Source organism: Nocardia carnea (assembly GCF_029868325.1).
GTDB classification, from domain to species: domain Bacteria; phylum Actinomycetota; class Actinomycetes; order Mycobacteriales; family Mycobacteriaceae; genus Nocardia; species Nocardia carnea_C.
Genome location: NZ_JARWNW010000313.1, coordinates 1 through 25,451 on the forward strand (window position 1 = coordinate 1; position 25,451 = coordinate 25,451).

General features: G+C 69.2%; 19 protein-coding genes. 8 read left to right on the plus strand and 11 right to left on the minus strand.

The genetic code is table 11. The features are described 5' to 3' along the window. Nucleotides 1-289: 289 nt before the first annotated feature. The 5 genes from QH196_RS30925 to QH196_RS30945 all read right to left on the minus strand — a co-directional run bounded on the left by QH196_RS30925 (nucleotide 290) and on the right by QH196_RS30945 (nucleotide 6,490). On the minus strand, nucleotides 290-1,609 hold the full coding sequence (locus QH196_RS30925; protein WP_280419416.1) for an ABC1 kinase family protein: 1,320 nt from the start codon (nucleotides 1,607-1,609) through the stop codon (nucleotides 290-292). Nucleotides 1,610-1,716: 107 nt separating this feature from the next. Further along, nucleotides 1,717-2,580 carry a TOMM precursor leader peptide-binding protein gene (locus QH196_RS30930; RefSeq protein WP_280419389.1) on the minus strand — a complete coding sequence of 288 codons (864 nt, stop codon included), beginning with the start codon at nucleotides 2,578-2,580 and terminating at the stop codon, nucleotides 1,717-1,719. Between the two features lie 188 nt (nucleotides 2,581-2,768). Continuing rightward, the gene (locus QH196_RS30935; RefSeq protein WP_280419390.1) at nucleotides 2,769-4,211 is read right to left on the minus strand and encodes a zinc-dependent metalloprotease; all 1,443 of its coding nucleotides are present in this window, start codon (nucleotides 4,209-4,211) and stop codon (nucleotides 2,769-2,771) included. A 211-nt stretch (nucleotides 4,212-4,422) separates the two neighbouring features. After that, on the minus strand, nucleotides 4,423-5,373 hold the full coding sequence (nudC, locus tag QH196_RS30940) for an NAD(+) diphosphatase (protein ID WP_280419391.1): 951 nt from the start codon (nucleotides 5,371-5,373) through the stop codon (nucleotides 4,423-4,425). Nucleotides 5,374-5,413: 40 nt separating this feature from the next. Next, nucleotides 5,414-6,490: a potassium channel family protein gene (locus QH196_RS30945; RefSeq protein ID WP_280419392.1), complete on the minus strand. Its 1,077-nt coding sequence runs from the start codon at nucleotides 6,488-6,490 to the stop codon at nucleotides 5,414-5,416. 139 nt (nucleotides 6,491-6,629) lie between these two features. On the opposite strand from QH196_RS30945, the gene QH196_RS30950 reads away from it, so the two are divergent. Next, on the plus strand, nucleotides 6,630-7,046 hold the full coding sequence (locus QH196_RS30950) for a DoxX family protein (protein ID WP_280419393.1): 417 nt from the start codon (nucleotides 6,630-6,632) through the stop codon (nucleotides 7,044-7,046). A gap of 181 nt (nucleotides 7,047-7,227) precedes the next feature. Here the strand turns inward: QH196_RS30950 and QH196_RS30955 are convergent, their stop codons facing one another. After that, the gene (locus QH196_RS30955) at nucleotides 7,228-10,623 is read right to left on the minus strand and encodes an ATP-dependent DNA helicase (protein WP_280419394.1); all 3,396 of its coding nucleotides are present in this window, start codon (nucleotides 10,621-10,623) and stop codon (nucleotides 7,228-7,230) included. Further along, complete coding sequence (locus QH196_RS30960; RefSeq protein WP_348538124.1) at nucleotides 10,620-15,254, minus strand: PD-(D/E)XK nuclease family protein; 4,635 nt, start codon at nucleotides 15,252-15,254, stop codon at nucleotides 10,620-10,622. The genes QH196_RS30955 and QH196_RS30960 overlap by 4 nt, the downstream gene beginning before the upstream one ends. Nucleotides 15,255-15,491: 237 nt before the next feature. Between QH196_RS30960 and QH196_RS30965 the strand changes: the two genes are divergently transcribed. The 6 genes from QH196_RS30965 to QH196_RS30990 all read left to right on the plus strand — a co-directional run bounded on the left by QH196_RS30965 (nucleotide 15,492) and on the right by QH196_RS30990 (nucleotide 20,139). Beyond that, on the plus strand, nucleotides 15,492-16,268 hold the full coding sequence (locus QH196_RS30965) for an alpha/beta fold hydrolase (RefSeq protein WP_280419395.1): 777 nt from the start codon (nucleotides 15,492-15,494) through the stop codon (nucleotides 16,266-16,268). A 7-nt stretch (nucleotides 16,269-16,275) separates the two neighbouring features. Further along, nucleotides 16,276-16,572, plus strand: a complete 297-nt coding sequence (locus QH196_RS30970) for an MGMT family protein (RefSeq protein ID WP_280419396.1) — start codon at nucleotides 16,276-16,278, stop codon at nucleotides 16,570-16,572. Between the two features lie 57 nt (nucleotides 16,573-16,629). Beyond that, nucleotides 16,630-18,690 (plus strand): NTP transferase domain-containing protein, encoded by a 2,061-nt coding sequence (locus QH196_RS30975; protein WP_280419397.1) that lies wholly within the window; start codon nucleotides 16,630-16,632, stop codon nucleotides 18,688-18,690. 79 nt (nucleotides 18,691-18,769) lie between these two features. Beyond that, a complete protein-coding gene (locus QH196_RS30980; protein WP_280419398.1) occupies nucleotides 18,770-19,036 on the plus strand; it encodes a DUF2283 domain-containing protein in 267 nt (88 codons plus the stop codon). 121 nt (nucleotides 19,037-19,157) lie between these two features. Next, complete coding sequence (locus QH196_RS30985) at nucleotides 19,158-19,877, plus strand: MerR family transcriptional regulator (protein ID WP_280419399.1); 720 nt, start codon at nucleotides 19,158-19,160, stop codon at nucleotides 19,875-19,877. Between the two features lie 64 nt (nucleotides 19,878-19,941). Next, nucleotides 19,942-20,139, plus strand: coding sequence for a hypothetical protein (locus QH196_RS30990; protein WP_280419400.1), 198 nt, complete (start codon nucleotides 19,942-19,944; stop codon nucleotides 20,137-20,139). Between the two features lie 145 nt (nucleotides 20,140-20,284). Here the strand turns inward: QH196_RS30990 and QH196_RS30995 are convergent, their stop codons facing one another. Beyond that, nucleotides 20,285-21,205, minus strand: coding sequence for a TIGR03564 family F420-dependent LLM class oxidoreductase (locus tag QH196_RS30995; RefSeq protein WP_280419401.1), 921 nt, complete (start codon nucleotides 21,203-21,205; stop codon nucleotides 20,285-20,287). 107 nt (nucleotides 21,206-21,312) lie between these two features. Here QH196_RS30995 and QH196_RS31000 point away from each other — a divergent pair, with 107 nt between their 5' ends. Then, entirely contained in the window at nucleotides 21,313-21,894 is a 582-nt protein-coding gene (locus tag QH196_RS31000) for a TetR/AcrR family transcriptional regulator (RefSeq protein ID WP_280419402.1), read from the plus strand. A gap of 310 nt (nucleotides 21,895-22,204) precedes the next feature. Here QH196_RS31000 and narI read toward each other — a convergent pair whose 3' ends face one another. The 3 genes from narI to narH all read right to left on the minus strand — a co-directional run bounded on the left by narI (nucleotide 22,205) and on the right by narH (nucleotide 25,445). Continuing rightward, entirely contained in the window at nucleotides 22,205-22,945 is a 741-nt protein-coding gene (gene narI, locus QH196_RS31005) for a respiratory nitrate reductase subunit gamma (RefSeq protein ID WP_280419403.1), read from the minus strand. A 129-nt stretch (nucleotides 22,946-23,074) separates the two neighbouring features. Continuing rightward, on the minus strand, nucleotides 23,075-23,755 hold the full coding sequence (gene narJ / locus QH196_RS31010) for a nitrate reductase molybdenum cofactor assembly chaperone (protein WP_280419404.1): 681 nt from the start codon (nucleotides 23,753-23,755) through the stop codon (nucleotides 23,075-23,077). A gap of 31 nt (nucleotides 23,756-23,786) precedes the next feature. Continuing rightward, complete coding sequence (narH, locus tag QH196_RS31015) at nucleotides 23,787-25,445, minus strand: nitrate reductase subunit beta (RefSeq protein ID WP_280419405.1); 1,659 nt, start codon at nucleotides 25,443-25,445, stop codon at nucleotides 23,787-23,789. Between the last annotated feature and the right edge of the window lie 6 nt (nucleotides 25,446-25,451).

The window sequence follows — 25,451 nt, forward strand, 5'->3', positions numbered from 1 at the left end:
CCTGAAAACCCATGGGGGCCAACGTTTGCCCGCCTCCGGGATAGCACCGAACGCGAACGAGGCGCGCCACCGCGCAGCCAAGAGCGGCGCGGTTGCGGTTTAGGCGCCCAAACCCGGGCGGGGGGGCGGGCGGGTTAGGGGCGCGGGGTGTGTCTGCCCCCGCGGGGGTCCACCCCCCCGGGTATGCGCCCCTAAACCGTAACCCCGCCGCAAACCGCTCCGCCTTTTTGGGGCTCGTTCGCGTTCGGTGCTATCCCGGAGGCGGGCAAACGTTGGCCCCCATGGGTTTTCAGGCGCTGTCGCGTTCCTCGCGGAACCCGGGCAGCCAGCGGGAGGCCAGCTGTATGAAGGGCACCTCGGCATCGAGCTGGGCACAGATACCGATCGATCCCCCCAGGACCCGGAAGATCATCACGTATTCGGCGGGCAGCACCATGGCCCGCGCGGTTTTCATCTCCGGCGAGGAATAGTCGGTGGCCTTACCCGCCACCCGCTGCATCCAGCGGCGGGTGAAATGGAACGATTCGGAGCGGATCGGATCGGTGAACGGGCGCAGGTACTCCTCGATCTCCTGCTCGGTGAGGGTTCTACCGGGCAGCACCCACCCGTTGGCGTGCAGTAGTTCGGTGAGTTGGCCGTACTCCTCGGCCACCGCGAGGGCGAGTATCCGCCCCAGGAGCTCGGGGAAACCACCCGGTAGCGGGGCGCAGGCGCCGTAGTCGATCACCGCGAGTTTGCCCTCGGGCGTGATCATGAAATTGCCCGGATGCGGGTCCGCGTGCAGCAGACCGACGATTTCGGGCGAGGAGAAGTGGAATCGGCCCATCAGTCCGGCGACCCGGTTACGCAGGACGCGAGTGCCCTCGGGATCGGCTTCGCCCGCGGCGATGATGGCGGAAACCGATGTGCCGTCGAGCCATTCGCTGACGATGACCTTCGGCGCGCTCGCGACCACCTTCGGCACCACGAACTCCGGATGTCCGTCGTAGGCCTTGCTGAAGGCTCGTTGATTCGCGGCCTCGTTGCGGTAGTCCAGCTCTTCCTCGGTACGTTCGTTGATCTCGGCGAGCAGCGGTTTAACATCCGCACCGGGGATAACCTTCGCGAACAGGCCCGTCATCCGGTTCAGCGTCCGCAGATCCGCACGCAGCGCCTCGTCCGCGCCGGGGTACTGGACCTTCACCGCCACCTGGCGGCCGTCCGACCACACCGCCTTGTGCACCTGGCCGATACTGGCCGAGGCGGCCGGGGTGTCGTCGAACGATTCGAAACGCTTCCGCCAGTCGGTGCCGAGTTGCTGATCGAGGACGCGGTGCACGGTGGCCGCGGGCATCGGCGGGGCCGCGGCCTGCAGTTTGGTGAGGGCCTCGCGATAGTGTTCACCGAATTCTTCGGGAACTGCGGCCTCCATCACACTCAGCGCCTGACCGAATTTCATCGCGCCGCCCTTGAGCTCACCGAGCACGGCGAACAGCTGTTCGGCCGCCTTCTGGTTCATCTCGGTGTTGATCTCCTTGCGATCGCCACCCGCGAGCTTGCGGCCGAAACCGACCGCGGCACGACCCGCCACACCGAGCGGAATCTTGGCTAACTTCGCATTGCGGGACATGGGCCGGCGCACGATCTCAGACACTCCCCCATCATGGCCGACGGACCGGCGGATCTGCCACGGAAAACCGAAGAGAATTACCACAGCGACCGCAAGTGTGAGCGTCATCACAGCGCGCCGCTGTGATGCGGTACCAGGCAGCCACATCGTTCATGCGGTGTCCACGGACGACGGTGCAGCTGCCGGGTGCCGAGATCGAGCTCCAATGTGCGGTTCAGCGTCTCCGGTGGGGAAGCCGGGTCACAAGCGAGAATCGTCTCGAGTTCGCCGAGCGCCAGGGCGGCCACGGCGGCGATTCCGGCGGGACTCGCATGTCCCGTCCGGCCGAGCAGCTGAGCGGCCAATCGCGGCCATTCGGCATCGCGATCCACTCGGGCGAGATCGGCGCAGCGCAGACAGCTGGTGAGCCCCGGCAGAACCAGCGGGCCGACGAGTCCTTTACCGTCGCGCAGCCGGACCACGATATGCGCGATCCGGGCCCGGGACAGCTCCTGGACCAAACAGGGATCGGGAATCAGCGCATCGGCCAGTACCACCAGATCCGCCGGCGCGACGGGGCCGGGCAGCCGGCCGCTCCGGTCGCGGGAGCGGGACGGCCGGATCCCGAGCGCACCCAGGCCGGAGCCGATCGCGTCGGCGAGCGGGCCTGTCCCGTGAACACGGATGGTTCGGACACAGCCTGCGGGGCAGGAGGGATGGACCACCAGGCCGGCCGCGTCGATCACCTCGAACAACGCCGTCGCATGCCGAGCCTCGAGACCGAACGAACGCGCCCGCCACACGATCGCCGGCCGGCTGTTCAGTCCATCGAGGAGGCGGAGGAATCCCAGGACCTGCTGAGTCTCCAGCCCCGGGGCCTCACACAGTACGGCTGTCTCGGGATCCCAGCCCAGCTGGACCTGACCGGTCGAGCGCACCAGGATCGGTACCCGGGGATGCAGGAGCGGGCCGCGCGGCCGAAGTGTCGTCATGCCCGAAGTATGCGACGGCCGTTGCGGCGCAAAAGGTTCCAGGAAGGGAGTTATCCACAGGCGCATGACCTGTGGATAACTCCGATTATCGCAGCTGACGGGCGGTTCACGGCACTACAGCGAGACGGACAGGAAACTCGTGCGAAACCGCGCACTCCGGGCGCGACTGCGCAGCGCTTGGTTCGGAGTCAGTCCTTGCCGTTACCCGGTTCGGGTTTTTCCGGGCCGGATTCGTCTCCGCCTTCGGCGGGCGGGTCCTGCTTCTCGCCTTTTCGGTCCTTACCGGCCTGTTCCCGCTCCGCGGCCTCGGTGGCAGCCAGCTGGGCCATGGGATCGTCGAACGCACCGGCACCGCCGCCGATCACCGAATCGATGAACCCGGCGGGCGCGTCGAGATCCGAGGCGTCGGGCAGCAGATCCGGGTGCGCCCAGACACCGTCGCGGGCCGCGAGACCGGCATCGTCGGTCAAGCGTTGCCACAGTGTGGCGGCCTCGCGCAGTTTGCGGGGTCGCAGTTCGAGGCCGACCAGGGTGGCGAAGGTTTGTTCGGCCGGGCCGCCGGTGGCGCGGCGCCGCCGCAGTGTCTCGGCCAGTGCGCCCGCACCGGGCAGCCGCTCACCGACCGCCGCGCCGACCACGACCTGCACCCAACCCTCGATCAGGGCGAGCAAGGTCTCCAGCCGGTCCAGGGCCTGCTTCTGCTCGGGCGTCGTCTGCGGTTCGAAACTGCCCTGGGACAGGATCTCCTCGAGCTTGCTCGGGTCGGTCAGCGCCGAGGGGTCGAGATCACGGGCCGCCTCTTCGAGTGCGGAGAAATCCATGGTGATCCCGCGCGCGTAGTCCTCGACGGCGCCGAGGAGCTGCTGGCGCAGCCAGGGGACATGCACGAACAGGCGCTGATGGGCGACCTCGCGGGCGGCGAGGAACACCATGATCTCGCTCTCCGGCTGTTCGAGCCCTTCGCTGAACTCCGAGATCGCCGTGGGCAGCAGCGCGGCCGTACCGGCCGGACCCAGCGGCAGACCGATATCGGTCCCGGTCAGAACTTCCTTGGCGAGCTGGCCCAGCGCCTGCCCGAGCTGCGAACCGAAGGCGAGTCCCCCCATCTGGCCGAGCATGCCCATCATGGGGCCGGCCATTTCGCGCGCTTCCTCGGGCAGCCCAGCGGTCCACATACCGGAGATCTGCTGCGCCACCGGATCGCAGAGTCGCTGCCAGGTGGGCAGCGTTTTCTCGATCCAGTCGTTCGCGGTCCAGGCCACCGTGGTCGTCGCGCCGGCGGGGAAGGTCGTCGCATCGTCGAGCCACAGCTCGGCAAGGTGGGCGGCATCGGCAACGGCCGCGGCCGTACCGCTCGACACCGGCTCGACTGTCTTACCGAGCTGCTGGCGGGCGAGCTGTTTGGCCACGTCGTAGTTCACCGGGCCGGAGCCACCACCACCGGCCACGCCCTGTCCCATACCGCTGAGCATCTGCCCGAGCGAGGTGAGCATCTGGCCCAGGGCTGCCGGATCGAAACCGGCCGCGCCGCCGCCGAGACCGAACGGGTCGTTACCGCCCCCCGGCTTATCGCCGCGGCGACGGTCGTCGTCGTCACCGCCCTGGGAGAATCCGAATCCGAAATCGCTCATTACGCCTCACCCGCCGGTACGACGTCCGGGTGGTGTCCGGGGAGCGCGCGCGCACCGAGCGAACCGGCCGGCGCTTCGTGAAGCTGCATGTTCTCCATAGTAGGCGTGACGAACCGGCCGGTCCGCCACGGCGGGGCAGCTTCGCGCTCGGTGAACATCCGGCCGATCCGGTGCGGACCGGGACGCATCGCCCGGCCGGCCCGGTGACCACTTATTCCGCGAGCGAATCGGCGCCGGCGGCGACCCACGATTCCACGATGGTGCGGGCGATGGAAACCGCACCCGGCAGCAGCAGCTTCGGCGCCGCCTCGGGGTCGGGGTCGATTCCCGCACCCGGCCGGGCCGGCCAGCCGCCGGACGCCAGTGCCGCGCGCACCTCATCACGGGTGAACCAGCGGGCCTCGGCGATCTCACCGTCGGTGAACTCCAGCGGCTGCTCCGGATCGGCGAGCGCGCAGAAGCCGAGCATCAGCGACCGCGGGAAGGGCCACGGCTGGCTGCCGAGATAGCGGATATCGCGGACCGCGAGCCCCACCTCCTCGAGCATCTCGCGTTCGACGCAGCGTTCGAGCGATTCCCCGGCCTCGACGAACCCGGCCAGCAGGGAGAACATCGTCGCCGGCCAGCTGTGCTGACGAGCCAGCAGGACCCGGTCGGCCCCGTCGTGGATCAGGCAGATCACCGCCGGATCGGTGCGCGGGAAATCCTCGCGACCGTCCTCGGTCACCCGCGACCACCCGGCCTTGGCGGGGATCATCGGACTGCCGTCGGCGCCGTGGAATGCCGCGCCGGCATGCCAGTTGATCAGGGCGAGCGCGGCGGACAGCACTCCGGCGGTGAAATCGTCGATCCGGCTGTCGGCGAGCTGGCGCAGGTCACGCAGCTCGCCGGTGAGGTCGCGATCACGGACAGCCCACAGGTGCACACCGTCGCGGACACCGAGAAATACCGCGTCCGGGCTCGGCTCGGCCGACAGTTCGGTAGCGGCTTCCCAGACCAGAGCCCCGGATTCGTAACGCACCGTACCGCGCCGCCCGATCCGTAACAGCCGGGCGGTGGCCCAGCCTTCCTTCAGCACATGTGCGTCGCCGCGCAGATGGTCGGCGCGGTCGAGCGCCGAACGGGACAACAGAGGGATCTGGTTGAGCTCGAATACCGCCACGTCCCGAGGGTATCGCGACGCGAACCGCGGAGTATCCGGGTCAGCGCGCGCGACGGATGTAGAGCAGTTTGTCCCCGGTTTCCAGGGCGTCGACAGCCGGTTCGCCCACCCGGACCAGCTCGCCGTCGCGCACCACACCGAGCACGATATCGCTGAGGTGGCGCGGCGATCCCCCGACCTCGCCCGGCTCGACCTCGCGTTCGGCGACCGCGAAACCGTGTTCCGGGGTGAGCAGATCCTCCATCATCTCCACGACGCTGGGTGTGGTGGTCGCGATACCGAGCAGCCGGCCGGTGGTCTCCGAGGACACCACCACCGAATCGGCGCCGGATTGACGCAGCAGATGGGTGTTCTCCGATTCCCGGATCGAGGCGACGATCTTCGCCTTCTTCGTGAGCTCCCGGGCGCTCAGGGTGACCAGCACCGCGGTGTCGTCGCGGTTGGCGGCCACGATGACCGACGCGGCGTTCTGCACGCCCGCCAGCCGCAGGACATCGGATTGCGTGGCCGTCCCGTGCACGGTGACCAGACCCGCGGTGGCGGCGGCTTCGAGGGCCACCGCGTCGGTGTCGACCACGACGATTTCGGCGGGCTGCACCCCGTCCCCGATCATGGCGTCGATTGCGGTGCGGCCTTTGGTGCCGTACCCGACGACGACGGTGTGATTACGCACGGTGCGCCTCCAACGCTGGATCTTCAAGGCCTGGCGGGAACGTTCGGTGAGCACCGCCAGGGTGGTGCCGACCAGGACGATGAGGAACAGCACGCGAAGCGGTGTGATGACGAAGATGTTCACCAGCCGCGCCGAATCGGTCACCGGCGAGATATCGCCGTAACCGGTGGTCGACAGCGATACGGTCGCGTAGTAGAACGCGTCGAGCAAATCCACCGAACCGTCGGCGTTGTCGTTGTAACCGTCGCGGCCGAGGTAGACGACGATCGCGGCGGTGCACAGCAGGCCGATCGCGAACAGCACCCGGCGGGTCAGCGAAATCCACGGGCTGTTCTGCACCTCCGGGATACGCAGCACCCCGACCAGCGCGAAATCCGGGCGCTCGCCGCCGAGCCGCCCCCGGCCACCCAGCTGGGCGAACCGGGCACTGACCGGGGCTACCATCGGCTACCCCGGGAATTCGACACCCTCAGTCCCTCCGACACAGCTCGGGAGCCTACCCGCTCGCAGACCGCCGGGCCCGCTGCGCGCCCGGCGGTCCACGGGCCACCTTCGCCCGTATCCCCGGATTACGGTGGAGCCCATGGCAGACGACACACCTCCGGATACCACCCGCGATCCCGGCCGCACTCCCGCTCTGCGCCTGGCCGCGATCCTGATGGGTGCGGGGGTCATGCATTTCGTGGCGCCCGCACCGTTCGATTCCATCGTCCCGAAACAGTTGCCGGGGAAAGCACGCTCCTACACATATTGGTCCGGTGTGGCCGAAATCGGTGTCGGGACCGCATTGTTGATCCCGCGAACCCGGCGGCTCGGTGGCCGGCTGGCGGCGCTGCTGTTCATCGCGGTGTTTCCGGCCAATATCCAGTTCACGGCCGATTCGGTGGGCAACCCGAAGGCGCCGTTCGCACTCAAGGCGATCTCGCTGCTCCGGCTGCCCTTACAGGTGCCGTTGATCACCCAGGCCTTGGTGGTGAGCCGCCGGGCACCGCGTCCCTGAACGGACACACGCGCGATGGGGGCGGCATGATCGGGGCCGGCTTCCGCCACTCGGGCCGAATCGGAGCAGAGCGAGGCCACGGCTTGCGCCCCACCTCGACCGGGCCCTCGGTCCGCCCGGGGCATCGAGGCACTCGCCGGACGGACACCGACATTGTCCGGCACGACACCGGGCCAGGCCGTTACTGCCGGGATTTCGTGTCCGGATGGCCGGCGTGTTCCGCCCCCGGTGTGTTCGTGAGTAGTTCGGTGAGTTCCGCGGGTCCGGGCAACCGGTCCGGGGAGACGGTCCGGCCGGTGTGCACATAGTGGAAGGCGGCGCCGACCCGTTTCAGCACCTGTTCCTCGGTTTCCCCGGTCTGCGCCGCACGCAGGCGCGCCCAGGCCAGGCGGTAGACGGCCAGCTGCACGGCGACCGCGGGTTCGTCGGCGAAACCGGGTTCGGCGCCGGTTTTCCAGTCGACTACGGTCCAGCCGTCTCCCGGTTCCGCGAAAACGGCGTCCATCCGGCCGCGGATCACGATCCCGGCGATGGTGGTTTCGAACGGCACCTCGATTTCCACCGGACGGCGTGCCGACCAGCGCGAGGACAGGAACGCTTCCTGCATCCGGGCCAGTTCCACATCGGCCGCGGCGCCGGCATCCGCGGAGCCGGGCAGATCGTCGAGGCCGGGTAGCTGGTCGGTGGCGAACCAGCGCTGCACCCAGGCGTGGAAGGCAGTACCGCGGCGGGCCAGCGGATTCGGCGGGTACGGCAGCGGCCGGCGCAGCCGGGCGGCGAGCCTGCCCGGGTCGGCGCGCATTTCGACCAGCGCGGTGGCGGGAAGCTGGCTGGGCAGTTCCACATCGGTGACCGTGGCCGCCGTCGACCGGAATTCGGCGAGCAGCGCATCGACATCGGCGGCCCAGCCGTCCGGATCGTCGTCGGTTTCCGATTCGGCTGCGCCGGCGGCGAGGTCGGCCAGCGCGGCGTTCACGAGGGCGGCGCCCTCCTCGATATCGGTGCGGCGGGCGCCCAGCGGGTCGCCGGGCCAGGGCGCGGTATCGGGGGTCGCGGCCAGCGGGTTCGTTTCGCCCTCTTCGGGTTCGGGCGCCCAATGCGCGATCTCCATACCGCTGTCCGGCAACTCGGCGGCTGCTTTCACCTCGAGCAGGAACTCCGAGGGACCTTTCGGTTTGTCACCGGATTCGGGCCAGTGGTGCGCCGAAACCAGCAGTACGCGTTCGGTTCTGGTCAGCGCGACATAGAAGAGCCGGCGGTCCTCGTCCAACCGGCGGCGCTGTAGCGCCTTCTTGTGCGCGGTCAGGCAACGCTGCAGATCGGCACGGTCGGCGCAGTCGGCGAGATCCAGTACCGGCACCCCGTCCGGCGAATCCGCGGTGGCGCGGTCACCACGCAGCGAGGTGGGCAGCTCGGCCAGCGCGCCCAGCCAGGTGTTCACCCCGCGGGTGGACGGGAACACCTCCTTGCACACATGGGGTACCGCGACCACCTCCCATTCCAGGCCCTTGGCCGCGTGCACGGTGAGCACCTGGACACGGTCCGGGGCGACCTCCACCTCCCCGGGTTCCAGGCCGTTCTCCACCGATTCCGCGGCCGCGAGGAACGCCAGCAACCCGCCGAGGCTCGCCCCGGTATCGGCGGCGTAACCGGCGACGACCTCGGCGAAGGCATCCAGATGTTCACGTCCCGCACCGGAACCGGTCAGGGCACGACGCGCCTGCGCCTCCACACCGACCCCGATGGTGCGCTCCACATCGGCAACCAGTTCGGTCAGCGGCTGCCCGGCCCGTTCCCGCAGCGTCGCCAGTTCCGCGCCCAGTGTGGTGATCCGCCGGTACCCGGCGGTCGAATAGCGTTGCGGCGGCCCCGGGTCGGCGATCGCATCCGCCAGGCCGGCACGTTCGGCAGGTTCCGGCGCCACCTCGCGTAGCGCCGCGGCCAGTGTGGTCGCATCGGTGATTTCGCCGCCGGGATCGTGCCCGATCGACAGTTCCCGGGCCCGCCGTGCCAGCGCGGCCAGATCGGCCACGCCCAGCCGCCAGCGGGCGCCGGTGAGGATTCGTACCGCCGCGCTCCCGGCCGCCGGATCGGCGATGAGGCGCAGGGTCGCGACGATATCGGCGACCTCCGGTGTCGCCAGCAGTCCGCCGAGACCGACGATTTCCACCGGCAACCCCTGCGCACGTAACTGTTCGGCGAGTTCGGCGGCATCGGCGTTGCGGCGGATCAGCACCGCCGAGGTGGGCGGTGGCCGCTGCGCTTCGCGGGCGCGCGACCATTCGGCGGCGATCCGCTCGGCGATCCAGCGGCGTTCATCGGCCACGGTGGCACACAGCGCGACGGCGAGATCGCCGGGAGCCGCCTCCGGTTTGGCCCGCAGCGGATCCACGGTGACCCCACCGCTCGCCCGGGCCACGGCACGCAGCGGCTCGACGACCATATTCGCCAGGTTCAGCGCCTCCGGCGGGTTGCGCCAGCTGGTGAGCAACGGCAGGACCGGCGCCGGATCGCCGGGGCCGCGCGGGAAATCGGTGGTGAACCTGGGCAGGTTGGCCGCCGACGCACCACGCCACCCGTAGATCGACTGCATGGGATCGCCGACCGCGGTCACCGCCGGTGCCCGCGGTTCGCTGCGCCGGGGGCCGCTGCGTTCGGCCGCGTACCCGGCGCCGAACAGGGACGAGAGCAGGATGCGCTGCGCGTGCCCGGTGTCCTGGTATTCGTCGAGCAGAACCAGCCGGAACCGCGCCCGCTCGGCATCGGCGACCTCGCGATGTTCGGCCGCGAGCCGCGCCGCCAGCGACATCTGGGCCCCGAAATCGAGTGCGCCGCGCTGATGGAGGGTTTCGCGGAGTTGCCGGACCAGCGGCAGCAGCGCGACCCGTTCCCGCTGCGCCCGCAGAATCGACAGCAGCTCCTTGTTCGGCCCGCCCCGCTGGCGCGGCCCGGGCGGCAGGGTGTGGACCAGTTTCTCCAGCTCGGTATGCGCTTCGGACAGCTGTTCGGGTTCCACGAGATGCTCGGCGAGCTGACCGGACAACGCGAGAACTGCCTCGGTCACGGTCAGCGGTGCGCGATCGGTCTCCAGATCGCCGTCCCAGCCGCGCACCACCTGATGGGCGACCTGCCACAGCTGGGTCTCGGTGAGCAGCGCCGCCGACGGTTCCACCGGCAGCAGCAACCCGTGCTCGCGGAGCAACCGGCCAGCGTAGGAGTGATAGGTGCTGATCTCCGGTTCCGCGGCGGTCAGGGTGGTGCGCAGCTCGCCGGTGGGATCGAGATCGCGGAGCAGGCGGGAACCGGCCAGCCGGGCCAGCCGGGTCCGGATCCGGGCGGTGAGCTGCTGGGCAGCCTTCCGGGTGAAGGTCAGGCCCAGTACTTCCTCCGGGGTGACGAGGCGGTTGGCCACCATCCATACGACCCGCGCCGCCATGGTCTCGGTTTTACCCGCGCCCGCACCCGCCACCACCAGCGCCGGGCCCGGTGGCGCGGCGATCACCGCGGCCTGTTCCGCGGTCGGCGGAGGTAGGCCAAGCGCGTCGGCCAGCTGCCCCGGTGTGACCCGGGCGCTCACTCGTCGGTCACCTGACGTCCGGCGTCCTGAACCGGGCAGCTGTTCTTCACGGCGCAGTGGCGGCAGCCGTCGTTACGGATCGCCAGGAAGCCGGGGCCTTCGGTGCCGGCGGCGGCCGTGTGGATCGTCTCCCGCCAGGCGTCGAGGGTTTCGGCGTCGAATGCCGGTTGGACACGTTCCTTCGCCACCCCGCTGGAAGCCGGCAGTCCCACATACACCAGCCGCGCACCGCCGGGTTCGGGGTCTTCCGTGGTTTCGCCGAGCGCGCCCGCAGCCGCCGCGACCTGGTACGTCGCCAGCTGGGCGTGCTGGGCGGCATCGGCCTCGCTGACCGGGTTCTTGCCCGTTTTCACGTCCACGATCACGAACCGGCCCCGGTCGTCGCGTTCCAGACGGTCGATCCGGCCGCGGATCCGGACCGCGGGCGCCTCCGCGCCGCGACCGGGCAGTTCGCAGTCGACGGGCACCTCGACGCCGGCCTGTGTCAGCTCGTCCCGGGTATTGCGCACCCAGGCCACGAACGCGTCCAGCATGGCCTCGGTACGGCGCAGTTCCTGCCGGGAGTGCCAGCTGGTTTCGGGATCGATACTCGTCCAGCTGCGGGCGAGTTCGGCACGCACCCGGTCGAGCGGGACCCGGCCCGCCAGCGCCTGCACCAGAGTGTGCACCAGGGTTCCCTTCACGGCGTGCGGATTCTCCCCGTCCGACCCGCCGTGTCGTTCCAGCGCCCAGCGCAGCGGGCAGGTGCGCAGCAGCTCGATCGTCGACGGGGACAGCGCGATCGGCCCGTCGTCGTCCCACAGGGTCTCGGTGGAACTGAGACCGGGGACGCCGTACCAGTCGCCGGGCGCCGTACCGGGTATCCCGGCCAGCGCCAGCCGGGCCAGCTGCGATGCGGCGCGGCGACGCCGCTCGGCACCGGCGTCCGGATCACAGACGACCGCGCGCAGTTCGGCCACCAAGGCATGCAGCGCCAGCACCCGGCCCGGCTCCGCGATCGGCAGTGCGCCCGGCTCACCGTCGGATTCGCCGCCGATCAGTTCGGCCAGGAATCTCGACGGCACCAGATCGCGTTCACCGGTCACCGATTCCACCGCCGTCACCAGCAGTGAACGCCGGGCCCGGCTACAGGCGAGGAACAGCAGCCGGCGTTCCTCGGCCAGAATCGGCGCGGACCGGCTCACCCGCTCGGTGATACCGGCAACCTGATCCACCAGATCCTCGGTATGCAACAAGGTGCCACGGGGTCGTGGATCCGGCCAGATCCCCTCCTGCACCCCGGCGACCGCGACAACCTCCCATTCCCGCCCGGCCGCGGCATGCGCACTCAGCAGATCGACGGCCTCGTCCTGCCGCGACCGCGCCGCCCGATCCTGCGCGATCTGCTGCTGGGTCAGGTATTCCACGAAACCTTCGATGGTCGCGCCCGGTAACCGGTCGGTGTAGGCGGCCGCGGCATCGAACAGCGCCACCGCCGCATCGAGGTCGCGATCGGCCTGCATCCCCGCCGCCCCGCCGCGCTCCGACTGCGCCGGCCAGCGCTTCTCCAGCCGCGACCCCGTCCACAACGCCCACAGCACATCCTCGAGAGTGCCGCCGTCCCGCCGGACCCTGCGGGCCCGGTCCAGCGCACGCAACGCCCGGTTCAGCGGTGCGCGCTCGACCTCGGTGAGCCCCGCGAGGATCCGCTCGTCCCCCGAACCGAGGAGTATGTCGCGCAGGACATCCATCGAAGGGCGATCGGCGACGAGCCCCGGGCCGTCGACGGTACCGGTATCGCCGACGGCGATTCGGCCGGAACCCGAAGGCGAACCGGTGGAGGCATTGCCGTCTCGGGCTTCGCCATCGGTCGCCGGACGAGCGCCCCGAGGCGAACCGGTGGTACTGCCACTGGCCCGGCTTCCCGGTGCAGCGCGACGACCCGCCGGCTCGGTACTGTCCGCGGCCGGGTATCCGGCCGACACACGTTCGGCGTCCTGGAGACCGATCTCGCTGCCGGCTCCCTCCGCCGGCCGGACCTCCTGCGCAGGCGGATGAGGGCCGATGGGCCACCGACGAACCGGACCGGGGTGATCGGCGCGGTCGTCCCGGGGCGCGCCGACATGGTTCGGTCCGTGCCCTCCGGACCGGACCGTGACCTCGGTCGTGTCCACCGGAGCCCGCTGCATGTCGTGGGCAACCGACCGGGAGACCGAGAGGTTGTCGTTGTCCGGGCCCTCCGATGGTGATCCGAATCCATCGTCGCCGCCCGAGTGCTCCTGTGGTGACCCGAACCCGTCGTCTGTATCGGCGGAACCCGGCTGCGGCCCGAACTCGTCGTGCTCCCGGCCCGCCGCCACCAGGTGGCTCACCGCCGTGGGTGCCGTATCCTCGTCGGGAAAATCCGGGTCGAATTCGTCGTCTTCGTCCGGGCGCTCCGGCGGTAGCCCGTCCCACGGGTCGTCGTAGCGGTGGTCCCCGTCGAGGCCGAACCAGTCCGCGTCCTCGGCGTAGCGGACCGTGTCGTCGGCGAGACGGTCCGCGTCACGGAAGAATTCGGGGCGCGGGAAGTCGTCGGGGCGTTGCGCCTGTGGTGATTCCGGGTCGGGAATCGGCGGCTCGTACTCCGGTTCGGTTGGCGCGTAATCGGGGTCGGACAGCGCGTATCCGGATTCGGACAGACCGGTTCCAGGTTCGGGCAGCGCATCCCCGGGCTCGGGCAGTTCGACCGCGACATCTCCGGGCTCGCGCGGTCCGACCGCAGCAACTCCGGGCTCCGGCGGTCCGACCGCAGCAACTCCCGAGTGGCGCGGTTCGACCGCAGTAACTCCCAGCTCCGGCGGTTCGACCGCAGCATCTCCTGTTGCTGGCGTCGATCGGGTGAGTTCGAGGATGGTGCGCCGGATTCCGCGGCGCAGACGGCGCATGGCGATCTGGTCGGCGCCGCCGAGCGGTCCGCCCAGCAGGTCGAGGGCGTCGTCCGGGCCGAACAGTGATTCCGTGGACCCCGTACCCCGGCGGGCGGCTTCGCCGGCGAGCACGGCGCGCAGCGAAAGCAGCATCCAGGCGGCCCCGCGGCGGCGGGCCAGCGGCGTATCGATCGCCGGCTGCCGGACCGGGACCCCCGCGGCCAGCAACGCCCGGCGCAACGGCGGTAGCAGCAACGGGACCGATCGCACGATCACCGCCATCTGCGACCACGGGACTCCGTCGGTGAGGTGGGCGCGGCGCAACTGGTCCGCGATGAGCGAGGCCTCTTTGGCCGGGCTGCCGAGGACCCGGACCCTGACCTGCGCGGCAGGTGCGGTATCCCCCGCCTCCGGTTCGCCGCGTTCCGCGGGACCCAGATCGGCGAAAGTCGTGCGATGTGCGGCACTGCCCGGCAGACGCGAGGCGATACGCGCTGTCGCGGTGTGGATGGCCGGGCCCGAACGGTGGTTGGTGTGCAGAACGATCCGTCGCGACGCCGGAACTTCGAGGTCGGTCAGGGATCGGGGGTCGGCGCCGCGGAAGGTGTAGACGGCCTGGTCCGGGTCGCCGGCGATCACGGTGGTTCCGGCGCCTTCGGCGAGGATCCGCACCAGCAGCGCGGCCTGCGGGTCCAGGTGCTGTGCGTCGTCGACCAGCAGGCAGCGCAACCGGGCGCGTTCGGCGGCGAGCAGGTCGGCGTCCCCGGCCAGCGCATCGAGCGCGGCGCCCACCAGCTCCGCCGCGTTCAAGGCCGGCGCCGACGCCTCCGGCGCCGCCACCCCGACCGACCAGCGCAACAGCATCGCCTGTTCGTAGCGCAGCGCGAACCGGCCCGCCGCCACCCAATCCGGCCGGTCCTGCCGCCGGCCCAGCTCCATCAGATCCTCCGGGCCGAGCCCGCGTTCGGTGGCGCGCAGCATGAGGTCGCGGAGTTCGTCGGCGAAACCATCCAGGCTCAGGGCGGGTTGCAGGCGCCGCGGCCACAGATCGCGGGCACCGGCGGCGATATCGGTGAGGTCGCCGCGCAGCATTTCACGCAGGACGGCGTCCTGTTCGGCGCCGGTGAGCAGCCGCGGCGGCGGGTTCCCGTGCCGGGCGGCCTGGCGGCGCAGAATCCCGAAAGCGTAGGAGTGGATCGTGCGGGCCAGCGGTTCACGGGTTGCTCCGGAGATCGGCAGTCCGGAAGCGGTACCCGGTAGGGATAAGGAGGGGTCGCTCGGCTTGCCGGACGGGTGATCAGCCCCGGCAGCGGACGTGCCGGTAGCGAGCGGGTGACCGGTTCCGGCGAAGGTGGGCGAACGACCGGCCCCTGCGGGTGTGGACGGGCTACCGGGCCCGGCGACAGTGGCCGAATCGCCGGCTGCCTTCGATGTGGGTGTCTGATCGGTCCCGGCCGCAGTCGGCGAGCCGACCCCCGGGAAAAGCCCGTCGTCGGGTGCCGGGTCGGCGAGCGGGAACAGCGCGAGGTCGGCGACGCCGTATCCGTCCGGACCGTTGTCGAACACCGGGGCGCAGGTATCCCAGTGGGTCAGACGTTCGGTGAGGGCATCCCGGGCAGCGGCCGCGGCCTGTTTCGAGTGGGTGAGCAGCAGCACCGATTCCGGATCGGCACCGCCGGCGATCCGGGCGGCCGCCACATCGACCAGCAGCGCCGATTTCCCCGTTCCGGGCCCGCCGAGCACACGCCACAACCGCCCCGAACCGGATTGCGCAGGAGTTGCCGGGGTGGGGGCGAAGAGCGCGCGAATACCGGCGCCCCAGGTCCGAGCCCGGGGAGCCGCTGTTCTCCGGCGCACCAGCCGCACCGGCCTATCCGAACGCACCACAACCGCTATTGCAACAGACGGGGCCGACACCGCCGATACCCCGTCGCACCCGCGGGCGCTGCGGGTCCGCGGCCCGGCGATAAGAATGTCATCGTGCCCACACTGCATGTTCACCGATTCGGTCCGGTCACCGGCCCGCCGCTGCTGGCCCTGCACGGTCTCACCGGCCACGGCAGGCGCTGGGCCGACCTGGCCACCCGGTTGCTGCCCGATATCCGCGTCATCGCGCCCGACCTGCGTGGACACGGGCATTCCACCGCGCTGCCGCCCTGGGATCTCGAGACGATCGTGGCGGATCTGGTGGCGCTGCTCACCGCGGAAACCGAGGAACCGGTGGTGGTGGTCGCGCATTCCTTCGGCGGTGCGTGCGCGCTGCAGCTGGCCGAACGCCGGCCCGACCTCGTCCGCGGCCTGGTCCTGCTCGATCCGGCGGTCGCGCTCGACCCCGCCTGGCTGCACGAGATCGCCCTGGCGACCCTCGACTCCCCCGACTACACCGATACCGAGGAAGCCCGGATGGACAAACTCGCCACCGGCTGGGGCGCGGCCGACCCGAACCTGCTCCAGGCCGAACTCGACGACCATCTCGTCCCGGCACGCGACGGGCGGGTCGGGTGGCGAGTGAGCCTGCCGGCGCTGATCGCGTACTGGAGTCAGCTCGCCCGCGAACCCGCGCTACCGCCGCCCGATATGCCGACAGTGCTGGTGCGCGCCACGAAAGTGGACCCGCCTTTCCTCGCCCCGCCGGTGGAGGCGGTGCTCGCCGAACGGTTGGGCGCGAACCTCACCGTCGAGGAGTGGGATTGCGAACATATGGTCGCGCAGATCCTGCCGGAGCGGACCGCGGCGTTGATCCGCGCGGCACTGTAGGGCCGCGATGGTCACCAGTGACGCACAGATCGAACACGTCCGGGAATTGGTCGCCTCGATACCGCCGGGCCGGGTCGCCACCTATGGCGATATCGCCGCCGCGGTGGGTCTGTCGACGCCGCGGACAGTGGGCTGGATCATGCGCACCGACTCCGGCGACCTGCCCTGGCACCGGGTGCTCGGCGCCTCCGGGAAACCCGCCGCTCATCTGGCCGAACGGCAGCTGCGACTACTCGCGGCCGAGGGCGTACCGATCTCCGACGGCCGGGTCGACCTGCGGACCGCGCGGCACCGGTTCGGCTGAGCCGGTGCAATGGTCACCGACCCGGGATATCGTCCCAGACGGAATAGCATGAACGGTATGCCGAATTCCGCGCCCGCACCGGACGTGATCGTGCTCGCCGGGGGCCGGGCCAGCCGTATGGGTGGCGTCGACAAACCGGGGCTCGTGGTGGGCGGGCGGTCGATGCTGGAAACCGCGCTGGCCGCGGCGGGATCGGGTCGCACTGTGGTCGTCGGCCCGCCGCGACCTGAACTCGCCGCGTCGATCCTGCAAACCCGCGAACCAGAACCCGGGTCCGGCCCGGTGGCGGCCATTGCGGCCGGTGTGGCCGCGCTCGGCGCCGAGGTCACCGCCCAGGTGGTCGTCCTCGCCGCCGATATGCCCTTCCTGACGCCCGCTGTGATCGGTGAATTACTGCAGCAGTCTGCGGATTTCGACGCCGTGTTCGCGGCCGACGGCAACGGCCGGCCGCAATACCTGATCGGCGTGTGGCGGTACGAGGCCCTGGCCGCCCGGCTGCGCGAACTCGGCACGGTGATCAATCAGCCGATGAAAGCACTGGTGCCACCGCACACGAAAATGGTGACGCTGGCCGGGGTCGACGATTGCGATACACCGGGAGATGTCGACGCCGCCCGTGCCGCGTTCGGCACAAGTCAGGATTCGGCCCACCGCGTCGGCCACGACGGGCCCCCCGGCACCGCCGGCGGTTCAGCACACAGCACCAGTGATAACGAGACGTTCGGTACGGGCACCGCCGAGACACCCGACAGCGGTCGTGCCGCGCTCGGGTCCCGCGATGGTTCCGAGGTGGTCGGCCTTCGTCCGGTGTTCGCTCCCGGCGGCGCCGAGCCCGCCGTCTCCGGCGACGCGGCGACGAGGGATTTCAGCGCACCGGTTCCCGCAACCACCGGACAACCTGCCACCGGAACCCGGCCCACGTATCCCGCGGGAATCCGGGAACCCGGCGCCCGCTTGCCGCTACCGCTGGACAAGGCGCGCGAAGCCCTGCACGACAACCTGTCCCGGCTTCCCGGTCGTCCGTGCGAGTTGGCCGCTGCGCGGGGCGCGGCGCTGCTCGCCCCGATCACCGCGCTCGGCGCCCTGCCCCGTTTCGATGTCTCGGCGATGGACGGGTACGCGGTCCGCGGAGACGGCCCGTGGGAGCTTCGTGCCGATATCGGTTTCGCCGGCGGGCAACGGCCGGACGGTTTACACCCCGGTGAAGCAGTCCGGATCGCCACCGGCGCCCAGGTTCCCGAGGGCACCACCCGTGTCCTGCGCGATGAGTCCGCCCGGTACGACGGCCGGCTGCACCGAATTCCCGATACGCCGGAGCGTTCCGATATCCGCCGATGCGGCGAGGACCGCACGCCCGGTGATGTCATCGCACCGGCCGGTTCCCCTGTCACCGCCGCGCTGGTTTCCGCGGCCGCCGCGGTCGAAGTCACCACCGCTGCCGTCCGCGGACCCGTGCGCGCCCGTATAGTCATGACCGGCGACGAGATCCGCAGTACCGGCCCGCTACAAGCCGGGCAGACCCGGGATTCCATCGGCCCGATCCTGCCCGCACTACTCGCCGCGCAGGGAGTACACACCCTCGATCAGGTACATCTTCGCGACACCTCCCACGGTTTCGATCAAGTTTTGGCTACTGCCACCGATTGCGATCTCCTGGTCGTAGTCGGCGCGACCGGCGGCGGCGCCGCCGACCAACTCCGCGGCGCCCTCGACCGCGCCCGAGCCCGAATCCTGGTCCCCCGTCTCGCGCTACGCCCCGGCGGTTCCACCGTGGCAGCCGAACTCCCCTCGACCACCACGGTTCTCGGGCTCCCCGGCAACCCGTTCGCCGCAGTCGCCACCCTGCTCGCCCTGTCCCCCGCTATCGTCGCGGGCCGCACCGGCGCCCACCCACCCCGGCCACTGATCGGCCCTCTGCACAACGCCGCGGAAATCTCCGGTCCGGTAACCCGCATCGTCCCCGCCCGCAGGAGCGAGGACGCCGTCGGCGGTTGGATCGGCGACCCCACCGTGCGAACCGCCCACCTCGGCGGCCTCGTTGACCGCGACGGTGTGGTGATCGTCCCCGCCGATGCCCAGGATGGCACCCCGGTCGAGTTCGTCCACGTCCCCCGCTGACCCGTCGCATACAGCAATACTCCGTCCGCCGGTAGCGTCACCGGACAAACATTGTCATGCAGACCAGGGGCTTTCACCGATGACTGCAACCCAGCACCCATACGTCGAGAAACTGACGTGGGACAGAGAGGCCAACGCCGCATACCTCTACATCCGGCCGGACGGTCCGCACAAACCCGCCCGCGCCCTTCCGGTCGACGACAAGGACGGCGCCACCGTGGCCGTCCTGGACTTCGCCGCCGACGGCACCTTGCTCGGTGTGGAACTGCTCGACGCAGACACCCAGTTGACGCCCGCCATGAAGGCCACTGCGACCGATATCGCCCGCGACCACCCCATCTCCTGACCGGGTATGCCCACTATCGACCGGGCTCGCTGCGCACACTTGACCATGCCGTTACGGCATAGTTCACCCTGGAGTACCGGCACGGTACACACGCCGGCAGATCCGAGCCGAGGAGCCGATCATGACCTGGAGTACTCGTGAACTCGCCGAACTCGCCGGCACGAGCGTGCGGACGGTACGGCACTATCACGAGGTCGGTCTCCTCGAACAGCCCGAACGGAGCAGCAACGGCTACAAGCGCTACGGCGTCTCGCATCTGCTGCGCGTGCTGCGCATCAAACGCCTGGCCGACCTCGGGATACCGCTGTCGCAGATCGCCGAGATGGGCGAGGAAGAGTACCCGCGCGAATCGTTGCGCACGCTGGACGCAGAACTGGCCGCGACCATCGAGCGCCTACAGCGCATCCGGATGGAACTCGCCCTCATCCTCCGGCAGGGAACCCCCACCGATCTGCCACCCGATCTGGTTCCGGTCACCGCAGAGTTCACCGAGGCCGACCGGGCCTACACCGTCATCATGAACCGGGTTCTCGGTCCAACAGCCCTGGATTCGATGCGCGATGTGATTTCCACCGGCGACTCCAGCGATCCCGCCCTGGCCGATTTCGACAACCTTCCCGCCGACGCCGACGAACGGACCCGCGAGGAGGTGGCCGGACGGATCGCTCCGTATGCCCGCAGACTCCATATCGACTATCCGAACCTCGCCGCGGTACACGATTCACCGGTCGGCCCGCAGCGCGCGACTCAGGCCCTCGCCCTGGCTCTGAAGGAGCTCTACAACGAGGCCCAGTTCGACGTCCTACTCCGCGTGAACCGCATACTCACGGCCACCGACTGACCCGAAGAAATCCGCTACATCTACACGCCCACATCGCGCCGGGCCATATGTCACCACCGAAGCGATGGACAGGGCACTGGAGGTGCACCGACATCTGGCCGCGGCGAGTCGACACCGTCACTTCAGGTTGCCGGATCTCATCGTCGCCGCCACCGCCGAATGCGCCGGGGCAACTGTGCTGCACTACGACGCCGACTACGATCGAATTGCGACGATCACCAGCCAAGCCACTGAATGGGTCGCTCCGAAGGGGTCGCTGTGATCCGGGGCTGGGCCGAGTCGGCTATGCATTTGAGCGCTTGACTTCGGTTCACAGCCACACGGCATCGGCTGAGATGTGCCACGGGGAGCCGTAATGACAATTTTCTGGACAGCCCCGGTCTTTCAGCGGTGGATTCACCATCGGTCTACCTTTCCGCCGCATGGTTCAGTTCGGCAAGGAGGCTGATGGTGCGGTTCTGTTCGGCGGTGGTCCCGTAGGGCGCGGCCATGAATTCGGTGGCCCCGGCCGCCTCGAATCGGGTGAGCGCCTGTGCCACTTCGGTATCGGTGCCGACGATCGCGACATCCTGTGGCCCGGCCGCGCCTTCCCGGTCGAGGGTGGCGCGGTACTCGGGTACCTGCGCAGCGAGCGCGAACTGCTCGGCTATCCGAGCTCTGACGTCGTCGACTGTGTCGGTGACGCAGACGGGCAGGCCGGCGACGATGCGCGGCGAAGCTTTGCCGGCATCGGCTGCGGCTTTGGTGATGACTGGAACAACGTGCTCAGCCAGGGTTTTCGGTCCTACCATCCAGGTCGCGGTCCCGTCGGTGAGTTCGCCGGCCAATTGCAGCATGCGCGGCCCCAGGGCCGCGAGCAGCACCGGCGGGGCGGGTTGACCGCCGGGGATCATCACGGCTCCCACGGCAGTGTGCGTTTCCCCGCGGTGGTCGACACTGTTACCGCGCAGCAATGGGCCGAGTATCGAGAGGTATTCGCGCACGCGCTGTACCGGCCGGTCAGTGGGCAAGCCGAATATCCCCGACACCATCGCGCCGATGCCCGCGCCCACGCCCAGTGTCAGGCGCCCCGCAACTGCGGCCTGCACCGTCAGCGCCTGCCCGGCCAGCATCATCGGGTGCCGCTGCGGAACCGGCACGACGGCCGTGCCGACCGCGATATCGGTGGCGGCGCCGGCCACCGCGAGCGCGGTCAGCGCGTCCCAGCCGAGCGCCTGACTCGCCCATGCGGTGGCGAAACCGGAATCAGCCGCCTGCCGCACCTGGTCCACGACAGTCGCCAACGTCGTGGGACCGCGTACATCACCAACCGCCAACCCGATCTGCATTTTCGTCTCCTCGGTCCGGCGCCCCACAATAATCGGAGAGGGCACCCCATTTATTGAAGTGTACGATACGGGGCGACCACCCCACTTAGCAAGAAGGTGCCAGCCCCATGGGAGAAAGCCCCAGCTCGCCGGATCGCCGGCGGGCGGATGCGCGACGCAACCGGGACCGCTTGATATCCGCTGCGAGCGCCGTCATTGCCGACGCCGGTACGGCGGCGTCCCTGGAGGAGATCGCCCGGCGCGCCGGAGTCGGGTCGGCCACCTTGCACCGGCACTTCCCCAGCCGCGCTGACCTACTGGAGGCCGTCCTCCGCGATCGAGTCGCGTCGTTGTGCGCCCGGGCGCAGGAACTGTCCACCGCGCCGAGCGCCGAGGCGGCCTTGCTGACCTGGCTTCGTGACGTCGTGGCGCACGCCGCTACGTCACGGGCACTCGGACCGGCGCTCGCCGGTTACGAGCCCGATCCGGGATTCTCACCCCACACCATGATCCGGGACGCCGCACAGCAACTCCTCGCTCGCGCCCAGCAGGAAGGCTCGGTCGCCCCGAGCCTCGCCGTCGACGATGTTCTGCAACTCACGAACGGCATAGCCCTGGCGACCGAAACTCTTCCCGACCCCGCGCAACGTGCAGACATACTCATAGCCCTCGCCGCAGACGGATTCCTGCGCGGCGCCACCGGCAACTGACAGGCGGCACCGGCCCGGAACACGTCCATTCAGAGCGCTTGGCCGTCTCGCGCAATCGGACCGTTCGCAACCTGCCGGATGGCCTGGCCGGCAGGTTTGCAACTCACGTCACCGAAGGGGGTTCGTCCACTTCACGCCGGTGAACCTGGCGAAATCGGTATCGTTGGAATGGATTTCACCCTGATTCTCAATTGCGTACGCCGCGATCTGCGCGTCCGTCGTCAGATTTCCGGCCGTAATCATGATGCCCGCTTATTGCATCGTCAAGATGCCTGTCGAAGCATGGGCAGGGACCGTGCGGCCGCGCCGGTCAGCGCCAGCGTTCCGGGGTGACCGGGGCTTCCCAGGCGCGGGAGTAGCGGCGTTTGTCGGGGCCGGCGATCTCCTTGCTGCGGTAGACGACGTAGGGGCGGACCAGGTAGCCGACGGGGGCGGAGAACATGTGGACGAGGCGGGTGTAGGGCCAGGCGGCGATCAGGGCCAGGACGAACAGGCCGTGGGCTTGGAACGTCCACGGGGTGCCGACCATCAAATCCGGTTGGGGGCTCAGGGTGAACAGGCTGCGGAACCACGGGGAGACCGTTTCGCGGTAGTTGTAGGTGCCCCACAGCAGGTTGCTGCCCATGGTGTTCAGCATGCCGGTGATCAGGGCGCCGGCGAGCAGGAAGTACATGAACTTGTCGTTGGTGGTGGTCGCTTTGCGGACAGCGGGGACGGTGAAGCGGCGGTAGAGCAGGATGCCGATACCGGCGATCACCATCAGGCCGGCCACCGAGCCGGCGCTCACCGACACCAGGTGATAGACGTGTTCGCTGATGCCCACGGCGGCGGTCCAGGATTCGGGGATCAGGACACCGAGCACATGACCGAAGAACACCCCGAGCATGCCGAAGTGGAACAGAGGGCTGCCCATGCGCAGCAGGCGGGATTCGTAGATCTGCGAGGAGCGGGTGGTCCAGCCGAACTGGTCGTTGCGGTAACGCCAGATATGGCCGAGCACGAACGACGTGAAAGCCACGTAGGGCAGGGTCATCCACAAGAATGTGGTCACCAGGTCCTCCTCGGAACAGGGGTCTGTGGTCCGCCGAGGCCGGCGCGTGTGCGGAGGCGGGAGCGCATCACGGGAGCCCCCTCGGAGCAGGTGCCTGCGGTCCGCGGAGACCGGGGCAGCGGGACCGCGTCATCGGCGGCCTTCCGATCGGTCCGGCATCGTCGGGTCCATGGCGAAGGGCTCCAGCCCGACCTCTTCTTCGGGTGGGCCCTGCGCGGCGAGTTCGGCGATCTTGCGCCGGTCCGCCGTGGTCGGCGGGGCGAGGGTCGCCAGTACGGCGGCCAGTATCCCGGCATAGGGCGAACCGGCGTCGGACAGCGACAGTCGCAGCAGCTCTATTACCGGGACGTGTTCGCCGAGGAGACGTTCGCCGCCGACGGGGTCCACGGTGGCGGCGAATTCGAGCAGCACCGGCAGGTGGTCGGGGAGTTCGGTGTCGTCGAGTTCGACCCCGGCGTGCCGGTAGGCGTGTTTGAACCGCAGCAGCGCCATACCCCGTTTGCGGGTGTCACCGTAGGCGTAGAAGGTGAGGTGCAGGCTGGCGCGGCGGCGCATATCGAAGGTTTCGACGTAGTGCGCGGCCAGGTCGAGTTGCGATGTCGTGCGCAGGTGGCCGCAGAACTCCCCGAGATGGGTGCGCACCGGTTCCGGTAGCTCGCCGACGGCCGCGCTCAGCTGGTCGAGCATGGTGATGGTGGCGGTGGCGGGATAGTCGAGTAGCAGGGCGGCGGTACGCCAGACGAGCCGGCGGTCCCGTTCGCTCATCACGACCGTGGGTTCGGGCCGACGGCGTAGTTTCAACAGCGACATTGTCTACTCCGCTCTGCGGGCACCGGGCGAGTCACCGGCCGACCTCCGAGGGTTCGGGTCGCGCAGTGCCTTCACCGCTCGCGGCCGCCCCGTTCGTGCTGACCGGGACCAACCCGTCGGTGCTCTTCCCGTCCCAGTTGAGCAGGTTGATCCGGCCCGATTTCTCCTCCGGTGCCGCTTCGTTCGAGTCGGTGAGCTGGAATTTCTCCACCATCTGGTCGAAGGCGGTCATCCCCGGACCGCCGTCGTTGTCCAGGCTGCAGCCGGTAGCGAGCGAGTCCAGTTCGTGCGCCTGCGCGCCCGCGCCGGTCGGGATCACGTAGCGGTGCTCGTATTTCGCGATGGCGAGCAGCCGGTACATGGCTTCGATCTCTTCCGGTTCCAGCCGGACCGAGGGCGCGATGGCCGGGTCGGGTTCCTGGCCGAGGTTGACCGACCGCATGAACGCGCGCATACCGGCGAGCCGCTGCAATGCCGCGCGAACCGGGCCGACGTCACCGGCGGTGAACAGTTCGGCCAAGTACTCGACGGGGATGCGGAGTGCGTCGATGGCACCGAACAGGTTGGCGTGATCCTCACCGTCGTGCCCGGTATCGGTCAGCACATCCACGACCGGCGAAAGCGGCGGCACGTACCAGACCATCGGCATCGTGCGGTACTCCGGATGCAGCGGTAGCGCGATCTGGTAGTCGACGATGAGTTTGTAGACCGGTGAATCCTGGGCGGCCTGAATCCATTCCGGGGATATCCCGGCCCGCTCGGCCTCGGCGACGACGCGCGGATCATGTGGATTGAGGAACACCCCGAGCTGACTCGGATACAGATCTTTGTCCTCGCTGACCGAGGCCGCCTCGAGCACCGCGTCGGCGTCGTAGAGCATGACGCCGATATAGCGCAGCCGGCCGACGCAGGTTTCCGAGCATACGGTCGGGATACCGACCTCCACCCGCGGATAGCAGAACGTGCATTTCTCGGCTTTACCGGTTTTGTGGTTGAAGTAGATCTTCTTGTATGGGCAGGCGGTCATGCATTGCCGCCAGCCGCGACATTTGTCCTGGTCCACCAGAACGATGCCGTCTTCGGAGCGTTTGTAGATCGCCCCGGAGGGGCACGACGCCGCGCACGACGGGTTCAGGCAGTGTTCGCAGATTCGCGGCAGGTAGAACATGAAGGTCTCTTCGAATTCGAGCTTCACCTGCTCGGAGACCCGTGCCAGCAGCGGATCCTTACCGACCTGTTCCGGCCCGGACCCCAGATCGTCGTCCCAGTTCGCACCCCAGGTGACCTTCGTATCCGCGCCGGTGATCAGCGATTTCGGCCGGGCAACCGGTGTGGTGTCGATGGCCGGGGAGGACAGCAGATTGTCGTATTCGTAGCTCCAGGGCTCGTAATAGTCCTCGATGGTCGGCAGGTCGGGGTTGGCGAAGATATTCAGCAGCCGTTTGAATCGCGACCCCGATTTCAGGGTGAGCTTGCCCCGCTTGTCGAGCGTCCAGCCGCCCTTCCACTTCTCCTGGTCTTGATATTGCCGCGGATACCCCTGGCCGGGCCGGGTTTCCACATTGTTGAACCAGACGTATTCCGTGCCACCGCGGTTGGTCCAGGCCTGTTTGCAGGTGACCGAACAGGTGTGGCAGCCGATGCATTTGTCCAGATTCATGACCATGGCCATTTGCGCCATCACGCGCATAGCTGG

Bases quoted from the DNA above. Each gene is read 5' to 3' on its own strand.
- QH196_RS30925 (WP_280419416.1), bottom strand. From the start codon at position 1,609: ATGTCCCGCAATGCGAAGTTAGCCAAGATTCCGCTCGGTGTGGCGGGT.
- QH196_RS30930 (WP_280419389.1), bottom strand. From the start codon at position 2,580: ATGACGACACTTCGGCCGCGCGGCCCGCTCCTGCATCCCCGGGTACCG.
- QH196_RS30935 (WP_280419390.1), bottom strand. From the start codon at position 4,211: ATGAGCGATTTCGGATTCGGATTCTCCCAGGGCGGTGACGACGACGAC.
- QH196_RS30945 (WP_280419392.1), bottom strand. From the start codon at position 6,490: ATGGTAGCCCCGGTCAGTGCCCGGTTCGCCCAGCTGGGTGGCCGGGGG.
- QH196_RS30950 (WP_280419393.1), top strand. From the start codon at position 6,630: ATGGCAGACGACACACCTCCGGATACCACCCGCGATCCCGGCCGCACT.
- QH196_RS30970 (WP_280419396.1), top strand. From the start codon at position 16,276: ATGGTCACCAGTGACGCACAGATCGAACACGTCCGGGAATTGGTCGCC.
- QH196_RS30975 (WP_280419397.1), top strand. From the start codon at position 16,630: ATGCCGAATTCCGCGCCCGCACCGGACGTGATCGTGCTCGCCGGGGGC.
- QH196_RS30980 (WP_280419398.1), top strand. From the start codon at position 18,770: ATGACTGCAACCCAGCACCCATACGTCGAGAAACTGACGTGGGACAGA.
- QH196_RS30985 (WP_280419399.1), top strand. From the start codon at position 19,158: ATGACCTGGAGTACTCGTGAACTCGCCGAACTCGCCGGCACGAGCGTG.
- QH196_RS30990 (WP_280419400.1), top strand. From the start codon at position 19,942: ATGGACAGGGCACTGGAGGTGCACCGACATCTGGCCGCGGCGAGTCGA.
- QH196_RS30995 (WP_280419401.1), bottom strand. From the start codon at position 21,205: ATGCAGATCGGGTTGGCGGTTGGTGATGTACGCGGTCCCACGACGTTG.
- QH196_RS31000 (WP_280419402.1), top strand. From the start codon at position 21,313: ATGGGAGAAAGCCCCAGCTCGCCGGATCGCCGGCGGGCGGATGCGCGA.
- narJ (WP_280419404.1), bottom strand. From the start codon at position 23,755: ATGTCGCTGTTGAAACTACGCCGTCGGCCCGAACCCACGGTCGTGATG.
- narH (WP_280419405.1), bottom strand. From the start codon at position 25,445: ATGCGCGTGATGGCGCAAATGGCCATGGTCATGAATCTGGACAAATGC.